At 44.5% G+C, this 13921-nt stretch carries 4 protein-coding genes; 3 read left to right on the forward strand and 1 reads right to left on the reverse strand.

The window, feature by feature from the left end:
* Positions 1–50: 50 nt before the first annotated feature.
* From WJM45_RS20475 to WJM45_RS20485, 3 genes are all read left to right on the forward strand, one after another.
* Positions 51–3509: an STY4851/ECs_5259 family protein gene (locus WJM45_RS20475; protein ID WP_341326861.1), complete on the forward strand. Its 3459-nt coding sequence runs from the start codon at positions 51–53 to the stop codon at positions 3507–3509.
* Complete coding sequence (locus WJM45_RS20480) at positions 3502–9723, forward strand: DEAD/DEAH box helicase (protein ID WP_341326862.1); 6222 nt, start codon at positions 3502–3504, stop codon at positions 9721–9723. Before WJM45_RS20475 ends, WJM45_RS20480 begins: the two co-directional genes overlap by 8 nt.
* Positions 9724–10143: 420 nt before the next feature.
* Positions 10144–10317 carry a hypothetical protein gene (locus tag WJM45_RS20485; protein ID WP_341326863.1) on the forward strand — a complete coding sequence of 58 codons (174 nt, stop codon included), beginning with the start codon at positions 10144–10146 and terminating at the stop codon, positions 10315–10317.
* Positions 10318–10574: 257 nt separating this feature from the next.
* On the opposite strand, the gene WJM45_RS20490 is transcribed toward WJM45_RS20485, so the two are convergent.
* A complete protein-coding gene (locus tag WJM45_RS20490; RefSeq protein WP_341326864.1) occupies positions 10575–13910 on the reverse strand; it encodes a site-specific integrase in 3336 nt (1111 codons plus the stop codon).
* Positions 13911–13921 lie beyond the last annotated feature (11 nt).

The raw sequence follows: 13921 nt of genomic DNA on the forward strand, positions 1-13921 counted from the left end.
AGATTTAGTTCCTACCAAATATTTATAAAAATAATAAGAGAGGGATGGCGGTGAAAAAAAACAATTGGCTTACACAATTTATTTTTACACATGCACGCATAACAGTTCCAGATGGTCGGCCCCTGTATGCGTATAAATGTGAAGATAAAAAGTATGAGGAATTGAAAGAACAAGTGATTCGACGGCTGAAGGCTATTAGTTCTCGCCATGCTGAAGCAACTTATTTTCCGTGTTATTTTTGTCTTTTTGCAGCTGAAACTTTCTGCAGAGAGCATGATGGAGGTATCTGGGCATGGGAAACAGTATTTAAACCTCTGGGCATTGATGAGCCTGAACCTGTAATTCTTCAAAATTGGATTGAGGGAGGGTTGAAATGGTGGAATCGCCCATTAATTAAACAAAATGGCAGACGGCGGTTTTTAACTACAATCGCTTGCGAGGGTGGATTACCCCTGAGGCTCTTGCAAAAAAATAATGCAGCGATCAATCAGTTTTTTAAAGCCATATTAGAGGGCTATCATCGACAAGGATACGGTGGCATCGAGGCAGCGGAAATGATTGGCCGTTTGCAGGCATTTAAATTGCCACCCGGTTTACGTCAAGATGTTGTATTTCATTTAGGCGGCGAATTGATCGCTTCTATCGTCGACTTGCAAAGAGAAATTGGTACGACAAATAATCCAATTTCAATTTTGGATAAAAATGTCCCTGATTGGCGTAGACGATTACCCCTTAGACTGGAAGAACAAACCGCTGAATCTTTATTCAATGGCTTAGTCATTCGAACAAATGAGCTCACTAAACTTGCTCAATCTCGCTTACGCTGGGTTGGTAAACTTAAAGAAACTCCCAATGGGTGGCAAGTTCAGAAATGTCTCGAATGTCCCGATGTTATTACTAGCGAACAAATTTGTCATTGGTTAGGGCGAGAAACTCAGCTACCGCCTAGGTTGCGACTATTGTTGAAAACGCCATTATCTACTGAGGTTATCGCTTTATTAACGCTGACTCAAGGCTCAGGGAAATCAGCATCGTATCGACGTGAGTGGACTCGCCGAGGTGGTCTAGTAATTACAAACGATATGGTTAAGGATCAACACTTGTTGTTCTTACATGTTGGTGATGCAGAACATAATTTGGCTGTAGAAAGTGAGGAGTCATGGGGGGATTTACCTTGGCTTTTTATAACCAAAGGAAATAATGGAGACCTTCATTTTCTTGGTGAAGGTTCACGGCAAACGCGTGCTGAAAATGCCTGGGTTTTAGTGCCTGAAGAACTTTCTGTTCATCCGGTAACAGGTGCATACGAGAAGATTGCCAAGATTTCTAATGTTAATAGAATCCTATACAAATTAAATGGCACAGCCGATTTTCTAACAGATGAGAAGGATCGTTATCGGATAACTTGTCAGGCTGAAATAGACTTCGAGGAAAGCTACAGCCTTATTGGAAGTACATTAACTGATGCCTTGAATTCGTATCCACTTTATTTGGGAGTGCCACGTATCTCATGGAACAAAGGGGACTCTAATTCGATGCACCTGAAAACACAGTGGAAACAAATGAACACTGGTGCAATTTGGAATGATTATTATGTTGAATGTGTAGGACGGGTCTGGTTACGCTTATTCGATAGCGACAAAAATATTGAAATCTTTCGACGCCAAGTTGTGGTGCTTCCAAAATCTTTCCGAATCGAGAGAACAATTGGCCAAGGAACATCGGCGGGAACTTATCTAATTCAAGGATTGACGGGAGCTTCAATATCCAGTGGCACCAGCAATGAGATTCAACGTATCGGAGACGACGTTGAAATTACTTATCCGACGCTTCAATCGGCCAATTTGCCACAGATTACACTCTATCTTAATTGGGGATCGGGTAGGGAGGTTTCAATTGCTTTACCGTATCCGCAACGTGGGGCAGTGTTTCAATTAGCTGGGGTAATGTTAACCTACGATGAGGCTGTTTCACTCGATCGGCTTGGCGGCTTACGGTTATTTCTACAAGATCACGCAGGAGGGTGTCGCTATTGGTTAGAGGCGGAACTGATCAGTGCGGATGCAGTGGATTGCGAGTTGCCTCGTTTGCGATTTAGAGATCGGCTGCCAATGCTGAATTCGGGCCGATTAGAAACCGCCTTGCTGGTATGGCAAGATAGAATTGCATCGCTATTAAATAGTAGTCGTAGCTTGGATGCTCTAGTGAGATTGGAGATCACTACGCCGAAAGGTGAAACCCTGGCACGAATCAATATTGCTCGTTTTGATTGTTTTATCGACCCCAATTTTCCTGCTTACCAGGTTCGCTTGTCATCTGCTACGCTTGAAAAAATTGGTCAGAATGGCTTAAAACAAACCCATATGGAGATGTTACCGTTATGGTCTCCAAAAGATACCCCGATTTCATTGGAGGCTAATCCAGAGCACATTGCCTGTTGGAATCTTCCGGATCAATTAACGCCTGGGCCATGGTGGATAATAGGAAGAGATGGTGACTGGGCTCGCTTTAGGCCGATTCTTTGGTCGATTTCAGGCGACAATACCAGTGAATCAGAATCTAAATTGGAATCGTCAATTCGCGAATCAAACAAAGTATTACGAGAACAAGCACTTGAGGAGGTCTTACAGCATCTCGGTCATAATCCAGAAGATACGGACTGGTTTTTATTGTTTGATTTGATCGGTTTGTCACGTGAGTTTCCTTCGAGTTCATTGGATGTTTTGACTCGTTTGGTATCGCATCCACAAACTTTAGCATTGGCCCTGCTCAAGGCAGATGATGATTTGTTTGATTGTGTATGGAGTTTGGCAGAACAATTGCCATTTTCCTGGAGCCTGCTCTCGGCTAATTGTTGGCAGAATGCTGCAAAGTTGCATATCCAGAGTCTGCAAAGTGCTCTCGGTGAAATCGATGCCAATGGGGATATTGTTTTCGGAATTTTTCAACAATTCAGAGAGAGGGCTTGTTCCAGAAGGGAGTATTGGTCGTCGCTCTGTGATTGGTTACATAAATCGGTTTTCAAAGACAAGCCATTACAAAATAGTCCATTACTAATTGCTCGTAAGCTACCTTCTTTTTTTGACGAGCAGATCATTCAGGCTGAACAAGAACTTCAGGGGCGCCATGATGCAGAAGAACAATGGCCTCAGAGTCCAGAAGTGCTAGAAAGAATTGAGATACTAGATGAATGGCACCAATATCAGCATCTCCAGCCTATGTTTCGATCTGTCCGTTGCGCACCGTTCTTAGCTAGCCGGCTTAGTGTTAAAGGAGCACTTACAAATCAGGGAAAAGAGTCGCCAAAATTATCAGCCAATGACTGGATAAATTTGGACAATCAAATGAGTTATTTGCAAAGTCTCCATTCTTACTTGATAACCGAGAACCTGATATACGAGCTTCGATTGCTAAGGGCTTTCGATCCAGATTGGTTCGATACGGTTTATGCCATTGCTTTAACAATTGAACTGTCCAAACTTCCACTGGAATTATCTACCTATGCCTAATCTCTTTTATACGGATTTAATCGAGCAACTCAATCGCCGGGCTACAAGAGCTGCCTTGGGTTTATTGGGTTTTCGAAATGATGCATTACGAGCCTATTTAGCAAGTTACTTCGGTAAGGAGGCTGGTTTACCTGGTTCCTTTCTTGCCGATCCAGTATTTGAAGCCACATTTGGCTGGCAGTCTGCTGACTTATCGTTAGAAGAACTGAGCGGGAAGCTTTTGCATAAGAATTTAGTCCATGCGTTATCCAAGCCTCAAATCAAAGATCTCACAGAAAATTATACGTTTGACATCAAGCAATCTCCTTATCGACACCAGTTGGAAGCTTGGCGAGCCCTAATCGAAGGTAATCCCTCCCGATCAGTATTGGTGAGTAGTGGAACCGGTTCCGGAAAAACAGAATGTTTTTTGATACCGATATTGAATGATTTGGCGATCGAGCTTGAACAGCGACAAGGCGATCCACTGACGGGTGTTCGTGCTTTGTTTTTATATCCTTTAAATGCCTTGATTAAGAGCCAGAAAGATCGGTTGGTTGCTTGGTCTGAGCCATTTAATGGAAAAGTACGATTTTGTTTATACAACGGCGATACTCCGGATCAAGGAAAAAGCCAATGGCTTAGTGAAGTCGCTGACCGTAGAACACTTCGTTCTAGTCCACCGCCGATTTTAGTTACAAATGCGACGATGCTTGAGTATATGTTGGTCCGAAATGAAGACCGACCAATCCTTGCTCAGTCACAAGGTCAATTGCGCTGGATTGTCATTGATGAAGCGCATACTTACTTAGGCTCACAAGCCGCAGAATTGACATTATTACTGCGGCGCGTGTTGAGCGCCTTTGGCTGTCGAGCGGAGGATGTTCATTTCGTAGCCACCTCGGCGACATTGGGTGACAGTAGTGAAGAGTCTCGGAGCCGATTGGCAGAGTTTTTAGCAGACATCGCCGGCGTTTCTGTTGATCGTATTTCAGTCGTTGAAGGAAAACGACAAGTTCCCGAGCTACCAACTTTGCTTTCAAATGAAGATCGGACAGAGCTTGATTTAGGCAGTTTGCAGGGAGCATCGGAAACTGACAAATTTAATTTATTGGCAAGGAGTAATGTTGCACGTCACATTCGATCTCTATTAACTCAACGAGCCAATCGACTGACGGATTTAAGTCAGATCATTTTTAAATCAGAAACTAGCGCTGCCCGTCGAAAGACACTGAAATTTTTGGATTTATGTACGCAAGCCAAGAGTGAGATTCAGGAACCATTTTTACCACTCCGCGGCCACTTATTTCATCGAACTATCAATGGCGTTTGGGCTTGTGCAAATCATCAATGCCAAGGCCGACAAGGTACCGCACTAGATAATGAGCGTTGGCCATTTGGCGCTGTGTTTCTCGAACGGCGCACACACTGCCCCTATTGCCAAATACCTGTGTTTGATTTGGTTCAATGCGGTGAATGTGGTGCCGAATATCTATCGGCAAATGAAACGTATAGGGATGGCAAGGAATGGCTCATTCAATACGAATACGCCCAGGATGAAGACGAGTACCAACAAGAGTTGGAACCATTGGAAGGGGACGAGGAGGAGGTTGCCTCAGAGAATACGGTGGAATCAAGTGTAGGTCTGTTTCGCTTACTAACCAAAAAGACTTCTGCTACTGCGCAAGACATTGGTTTAACAAATGAAGGAAAACTGGATTGGTCCGGAAAAGAAGGGATTCCTATTCATTTTGTCATACCGCATGAAGATACTATTAGCTGTTCGGTTTGTAATAAAAAAGAACATATGGGCAAGGTTTTATTCCGGCCCATACGCCTAGGTGCACCGTTTTTATTATCAACCGCCATACCGACGATTTTAGAACCATTACCTTCAATGGTTGGCGGTGAAGATGCGAGGCCGTTGGATGGAAAGAGGCTAATTAGTTTTACAGATAGTCGACAAGGGACTGCTCGATTCGCGGCAAAGTTGCAACAAGAAAGTGAGCGAAATTACGTTAAGAGTCTGCTCTACCATTTTCTTGCGGCCCAACAGCCAGCCAAAGATGAAAAGCAGATTCTGAAATTGTTAGAAGAAATAAAGAGCTTAGAAACCGTTGCGCAGACTAGTCCGGTTATTCAGGGAGTTCTTGAAGAGAGAAAAGCAAAACTGGCTAACTTGGAATCGCCAATGCCTGCTCAACTCACTTGGGATGAGGCGGAAAATAAGTTGCTGAATTCCGATGATTTCGTTCGCTGGATGTTGCCTAACCTGAAGGAGCTAAGTTTTAGTCAATTAACCGATCGCCAATTAGCTCGACTGTGTTTATTCCGTGAGTTTTTTGTAAGGCCTAAGAGGCAATTTTCGTTAGAAGGCTTAGGTCTTGTCCAACTGCATTATCCGGCTTTAATAAATTCGGAATTGCCTGCCGTAATAAAACAGCGAGGAATTCAAAAAGATGAATGGTATGCGCTATTGCAAGTTGCATTAGATTTTCATATTCGCGGAGGGAAAAGCGTATCAATTGCTCCGGATATTGAACGTTGGTTAGGTTATCCAGGTATTCCGACTATTCAGTTGCCCCCTGGTATGGCCAAACCTAGTACTGCAAGTAAATCTGAGAAAAGAAGACTTCGTCTTTGGTCAACTGTCGACTTGCCCAATCCCTATGGCAGTCGATTAATACGCATTCTGGCTTTTGCTTTTAAATTGGATGTGAAAGATGCAATCCATCGAGGCCAATTAGAAGAATTATTAGTCGCTGTTTGGCAAGGAATTAGGCCTGTTTTGTCGCAAGGTGAAAAAGGTTTTCAAATTGAATTGGAAAAACAAGCTGTATTACAAAGCATTCGTGAAGCTTGGTTTTGTCCCGTTACTCGTCGATTACTACCAGTAACATTTCGAGGAATAAGCCCTTATTTGCCTGAGCCTTATGTACCTGATGAAATGGTTTTATGTAATAAGGTTACGATGCCTGAAATCCCAAAGCCATTTTGGTTTGGCTGTGATACCCAAGAAGCAGATCAATGGTTAGAAACAAATCCGGAAATCGCAAAATTACGTGAATTAGGAGCCTGGTCTGATATCAGTGATCGTATTGCATCACATACCCGTTATCTGCGTGCAATGGAGCATTCTGCTCAAGTTTCAGGGCCCGAGCTGACAAAGCGAGAAACAGCTTTTAAGAATGGACAAATCAACCTATTAAGCTGTTCCACAACGATGGAAATGGGGGTCGATATTGGTGGCTTAACGTCTGTTGCAATGAATAATGTGCCACCGCACCCCGCCAACTTTCTTCAAAGAGCAGGCCGAGCCGGACGACGAGGTGAAACTTCTGCTTTGAGTTTTACTCTTTGTAAATCCACGCCGCATGGTGAAGCAGTCTTTAATAATCCGCTTTGGCCATTCGTGACCCGTTTAGCAATGCCTCAGGTTGCATTACAAAGTGAGACCATTATACAGCGTCATGTCAATTCAATGGCTTTAGCCTATTTTTTGACGGATCGTGTACCGGATAAGACTCACAAAGTCACAGCTGGTTGGTTTTTTGAAACCACGTTAGAAAATGAATCGGCGCCTTGCGATGTTTTTTCCAGTTGGTGCGAAGAACAAGCTTTAACGATAGATCGTTTAACCAATGGATTATTCTCCTTAACTAAACGTAGTATCTTCGCAGGTCGATCGTCCGAATATCTTCTTGGTAGCTGTGTCGAATCATTGTCACGAGTTGTCGAAAGGTGGCGCCATGAATTGGATGGCTTATTGTCTCAATATGAAATTTTGAAAACCAACGAAGGTAACAGTAAGCCCGAGCAAGCCGTTCAGATTCAGCTTTCCAGATTAAGGGGCGAATATTTACTTGGGGTATTGGCAAGCATGGGGTTTTTACCCGGTTATGGGTTTCCAACTGATGTCGTTCAGCTAGTAACTACTACGCTAGAAGATTTATCGCGCAAGAATAAAGATGATAACGGTCGCGAAGATAATCGATCGAGACGAGCAGGTTTTCCTAGTCGTAATTTAGCCATTGCAATACGTGACTATGCACCCGGAACAGACACAGTACTAGATGGGCGTGTATACCGTAGTAGTGGAGTAACGTTAAACTGGCATATGCCAGCAGAAATGGAGAGTGCGCCGGAAATACAAAACTTACGTTGGGTCTGGCGCTGCGAGACCTGTGGTGGGAATGGCACGAGGTTGATAATGCCGGAAAGCTGTCCGCATTGTGGAGAAAAGGATCTTTCTAAATTAACTCGAAATCGATATCTACAGCCAGCCGGGTTTGCTGTGGATATTCGTTGCAAACCTCATAATAATATATCAATACCACAGTATATTCCTGTTCGTGATCCCCTGATTTCCCTGGATGGCACAGACTGGATGCCATTACCCAACCCATCATTTGGACGTTATCGATCCAGTATCCAAGCTGAGCTTTTCTATCGTAGCGAAGGCTTGCATGGAACAGGTTTTTCTCTTTGCTTGCGTTGCGGATTTGCTGATTCGATGTCATATAGCATTGAACGTCCCGAAACCATTTCCGGACATAAGCGTTTGCGTGGTGGAAAAATGGATGACCGGGAAAAGGAATGTCCAGGTAACCATGAAGATTGGGCAATTCTTGACAACATTTTTATGGGGATAACGACAAGAACTAATGTTCTGGAGTTGCAACTGCGAGATTATGATGGCAAACCTCTGGATAAAACTACTGCTTACACATTGGCAGTTGCTTTACGTCAGGCTTGGTCACTGTTGTTAGGTATCGAAGAAAGTGAAATTAGTTCGCATGCAGCACCCAGCCGTAATCAGCAAGGACAGTCTTCTTATAGTATTTTTCTATTCGATACTGCAGCTGGTGGTGCTGGTTATGTCAGTCAAGCAATACCACGGTTGCCGGAGTTATTGAAACAGGCCGAGTCGATCTTGCATTGTCCACGAAAGTGCGATTCAGCTTGTCAGGCATGTTTGTTAACTTACGATACGCAGCATCATAGCAATGATCTTAATCGCCATAACGCCTTAAAGTTATTGTCACTGTCATATTTAAGCGCTTTCGAAATACCTGAACACATCAAGGCATTTGGTTCAAAAAGTAAATTAGAAATGGAGCCATTAATTTTGGCATTCAATAGGGAATGGCAAAAGCATCCAATATCGTTGGTTAGGGCTTATCTGGGTGGTGATGTTTCCTTGTGGGAGCCGTTAAATTGGCGGATGCGAAGTGAGCTTAATCGATTAAATGGTGCAAATATAAAGCTGCAATTTGTTCTACATTCTGAGTCATTAGAAAAGCTGAGTTTTAGTCAGCAAGCCGAACTGGAGGCTTTGGCAACTTATGTCAATGCCGAAGTTTATACCACGGAAGGGGTTAGCATTGAAGGCAATCCGGCTTTTCCTTTAATTCTTGAAGCTGGTTCCAATCAAATTAGTATCCGTTGGGTTGCGAGCTCTGAGACAGCGTTAGCTCCAGTTCCACACTGGGGGAATGGTGATTCTAATGTTCAATATGTTTTTGTTCGCTCAAGTCGAGCTATTTCCTCTCATCCAGCCAATTCAAAATTAATTGACATTAAGAATTTACGAAGCCCACAGCCTGGTTTGATAGAGTTAAAAATATGTCAAGAGCTTAATGGTCCGTCGCTTTCATTTGGTGAAAGGGCATGGGGTTTTGTTACAGAAAATGTTCCGAAATTGAAAGAATTGTTACATGGTGAGATAGAACTGTTAGAAGTTATTTACTCTGATCGATATTTGCGATCGCCATTAGTAATAATCCTATTGCATAATCTCCTTTCTGCATTATCTGATTTTCCTAACGGTGTTAACTCAAAGACTAAATTATCAATAAATACTTCAAGGTTGGATCGCCTAAACAATGACTCTGCCCGATGGCTATATCATGATTGGTGTAACGCTAGAGATAGATCCGATACCGTGAAATCTTGGTTTACTCAAAAGTTCTCTGACTTTTCATGGGATGATAGTTATTCAAATATCGAATTGCCTCATGAACGAAAGTTACAACTTAATTGGGCTGATGGAAGCCAATCAAAAATTGTGCTAGATCAAGGTGTGGGCTATTGGCGATTAATTCATGGAATTAGAGCGGAGTTTCCATTTGAAAGCGATATAGTTAGGCAAGTGAGCTTGTTAGAAAAAACTAATGTAGTAATTGAATCTGTAAGTAAGATTCATCCGACACATTGGTATTATGGGAATGCTTAGATTAGGAAATTTAATGTTAATAGTGTTGAGCCGAAATGCACTATAAGCGCCTTAATTTGCAACACGTAATCGAAATGCTGGGGCAATCAAGCAATCAAATTGAGGTTGAGGTGGCAAAGCTCATGTCTGAGGCCCGCTCATGAGTTCTAATGAATAAGGTTAGATGGCGCGAGCGCCGCGCGCGAAGCCACAGAAATGGACTCTGAAATTTGGACACAGGTTTAAGTGATAAAACCGCTCTAATGTATCTCAATTTATGAGGAAAACAGGATAGGATGAGCAAAAAAAGACGCAATCACTCACCGCAGTTCAAAGCTAAAGTTGCTTTGGCTGCCCTCAAAGGCGATAAAACCTTGACCGAGCTATCGGCTGAATATGGTGTTCACCCGAATTAGATTACGCAATGGAAGCAGCAGTTTGGTGGACAATGCGAGTGAGTTATTCAATAAGGGTCGGGGTCATCCGTCGCCTACGGATGAAGCCATCAAGGATCTGCATGCAAAGATCGGTCAACTGACGGTGGAAAACGATTTTTTGTCCAAAGTGCTCGGTCGCTATGCCGCTAGATCGGGCTCAGCGCAAAGAAGCCATTGATCCACAAGCGAAGTTACCCGTGACCGACAGCGTCAATTATTAGAATTCAGTCGTTCCAGCGTCTATTATCGACCGCTAGACGTCTCCACTGAAGACCTGAGACTGATGAAAGCCATCGACGAAATTTATCTGCAGCAGCCGTTCAGAGGCGGTCGCCGGATACGAGATGAACTACTCGGATCGTGAGGTCGTTACCCGCATTAATCGGAGGTTATTTAATTCAGTACGCAATTATTACATATGTGGATAACCTTGATTCATTTGGTATGGTAATCCCCCATTAAAATTTCATCAGCCCCCAACATCAAAACTCCTGTCATATAAATAGCATAACGAAAGCCGAAAGAACCAACGCCTTTGTCATCGACGATCGTCATTCTCAAGGAGCCATTATCATCTCCTCGCTTTCGAATGTGTCCCACTAAACTGATTTGATTTTCTTTAATCGATAGCACCTTGGCCCAATAACGAATTTGCTCTTCTGCCGGCACACTTCCTTCTTTCGTCTGAGCTTTTAGTTGGCAGTTCAGTCGCTTTTTAGGCCGCCCTAACCCTTGGATAAAGTCCTTAAATTTTTCAGCATCCGCCTGGGTTCTCATTCTCAAATGCGAGCGGTGGGCAATGTTGTTTTCGAGAAAATAACGCACTCCCCATTGCGCAAGTTTCGTATCATTGGTTCGCAACTTTTGAAGCCCTTTAAATACCTGTTGCGCGTCTTTGACATCTTGCTGCTTATGCGGAAGATACATGCATCTTGGTGGTCGGTCGATTTCTCCCTCTTGTAGCTGCCGTTTTTTTTCAGCATCTTTTAATCCATACCATTGCGGCCGAATATGCCGTGAAGCCCCTTTGCCTGTTCTCATGTTGGCCAGGAATGCCGCAGCATCGAGCCAGGCTTGAATACGATATTCAGGATAACCGATTTTATCCGCCCAATACCGGCTGTTTCGGTCGTCGGCATTCAAATGCTCAATGATTTGATGCAGGATTGCAATGGAAGGCTCTTGTCGATACGGTGGATAGCTAATGTGCAACAATTCGGGCGGCCAATCTATCGGTTCGTTCTGTTTAATTGCCGCGTGCGCCATATTCTTTTTCGGTTTTGGAAATACGCTGTCCCTTAAGCGTTTTTTCGCTATGTCCAAGACCGACAACGCCGGATATTTGCGTTGCTTGGTTTTATACAAAGCCTCCCGCCCGATGCCAGTGATTACGGTAACAGTCGCCACAGGTAACTGCGTGTCGAGGGCTTGATTCAGATAATGGCGCAGCGCGTAATCACAAAGATGAATATAGTTTTTCATCGTAATTTCCGGATTGGCGTGGCCTAACAACAGACTGACTTGATAGAGATGCTTGCGAGAAGGGCTGCGGCCATTGAGGCCAAACAACTGTTTTCCTGCCTTGTCCTCTGCCGGCTGCTCATTTACGAACGTGGGTCGGCTGAATGCCAGTTCCGGCCAGGCAATATTCATGAGTCTGAAGAGCAAATTATTGCCAAAGCTATGCCGTAAATGGTGGTAACGCGTCGATTGGTCGCCGGTTACGGTGCGTAATACCATCTGGATGACCGGGAAAATCACCGGCTCGTCGATCAGGTGCTGACCGTTATGCTCATGGCTAAACAAAAAACTCTTATCCGTTGCAAAGTCATGCAGTGCTTGTTCTAAACGGCGGTATTCGATCCATTTCATCAGTTCATCGAATTCCTCACCGGACAGTAAGGGTTTGAGTGGAATTTGCCGCGTGGATTTAGGCGATTTCACCGTTTTATAAGCATTGGCCCGCACCAACAATACCGGGTAAGCGCCCAGTTGAATATCGCACAAGCGAATTTTATGCGCCTCGGTTCGGCGTAAACCGCAGCGATACCCCAATATCATTATCAACCGTCTGACGCTCACATAACGGGGCAAGGAGGCATCCACCCTGTTCAACTCGGTTAATGTGGCTTGGTAGGCGGTTTCGTTGATGTAGTTGGCATCGACGCTGGAGCCACCGTTTTTAACGCCGCTAATTTCGCTGAAGTTGATCGAACCCGTATAGCCAAACTTCAGCAAAAAGTAATGAAATTCTTTGATGCGCCCAGCTTTATAGGCTTTCGCCTTGACGGTTTTGCTGCTTTCGACCAGTTCTTGATAGATTTCGAGCAATTCCTCGGCCTCCAATGCCAACGGATCTTCACTGCCCATCACGTTGACCAAGTCTTTGATCTGTCCCAAATACTTCGGTACGGTACTCACGGCCAACCGTGCTTTGGTATAACTGCCGTTGCGATACATTTCGATCGCCCATTGGCACAACCGAAGCAGAGGCGGCGCAACATGTTCCTGATGGGATTGCAAAAACGCCTCAATGATCTGAATCGATTGCGCATGTGAACGCCTTTTTTCGCCGCTTTTTAAGGCGAGTTGCTGACTCAGCGTTTGATAGAGCCGGTATTGATCATAACGCGTAATGACGCTGTCATCACACCGCAAGGGGGCTTGCAATGGAATAGCGATCTCGTTTTCTTCCAGATTAAGCTCAGGCGATGCTCGCTGACCGCGCTGGTCGCTGTACAACCGCTGCCAAGCCTGTACTGGCAATGAAGTCGATGAAGCGTTACCTGCGGCAAAGTTCAATAAAAAGGCCGGCAGTTCCAGTGCCGCCGTGGTGGTCGCCCCTTTTAATAAGTCACGAATCGGAAGGGTCCTTTCAAATCCGAATGCCTTCAAAAACACATTGATTAAATACTGGCAATACGACTCCGGTTTGTTGAGATTGCTGTTTTGAATCACCGGAAAATCGCCGAGTTTGTCACGGCGCCAACGTAACAAGAGTAGCTCGGTCACCGAGTCGGGAAACCAGCGTCGATGCAGAACAGATTCCTCGCGCAACTGCTTGCCTTTATCCGCGGCCTCCCGTGATTCATCACTTTCCCACACCAACTTGACGTCCTCGAAAAAATCGATCCAGCAACAGTCTGCATTGACCTGTAGTTGATGAGTCGCATCAGGCAATGCCATAAGCCAGCGGAATTCGAGCAGGCCGCCATTCAACAACGCGGATAACAGCAATTGTCCGCCTCGAAGTTGCTTGTGCTCGTCACCCGGTTTGAATCCTTTGATTGCTTTGAGCCGATTAATATAAACATCGGATTGTTGAAAAAATTCCGGATCAGAACAGCTTTGCATCAATAAGGTCTGAATCCTTCGTATTTCCGGCAATTGGATGAAGGATTCGGGTTGGAATAGCGCTTTGGCTCGCCTGACGGTGAATACAGGGGCGGGTACACGAATCTTCCATAGTCCCTCGCGGACACCCCGATCCAAACCTTGTATCAGAAAATTGCGGCAATGCTTCAGCTCGTAGCCCGGCCGATTGGCTTCGATTTCCTGTAAGATTTCTTGGATGCACGCGTCATCAATGGAATTGTCAGGCGTTCCATTGACCAGAGCAGGCGCCTTATTTTTCAGGATGTTGATGACACCCCATTGCAGTAAATTGCGCTTACGTCGATGCAAATAATATCGATAAGCCTGGAGTCCTTCCGGCTTCTCACCGACCTGGGTAAATTTCCAGCCGTTCCATATGGCTATTTCTGTATCCATGTCGTTTCCTA

Origin of the sequence: Methylotuvimicrobium sp. KM2 (assembly GCF_038051925.1) — a bacterium.
GTDB lineage: Bacteria > Pseudomonadota > Gammaproteobacteria > Methylococcales > Methylomonadaceae > Methylotuvimicrobium.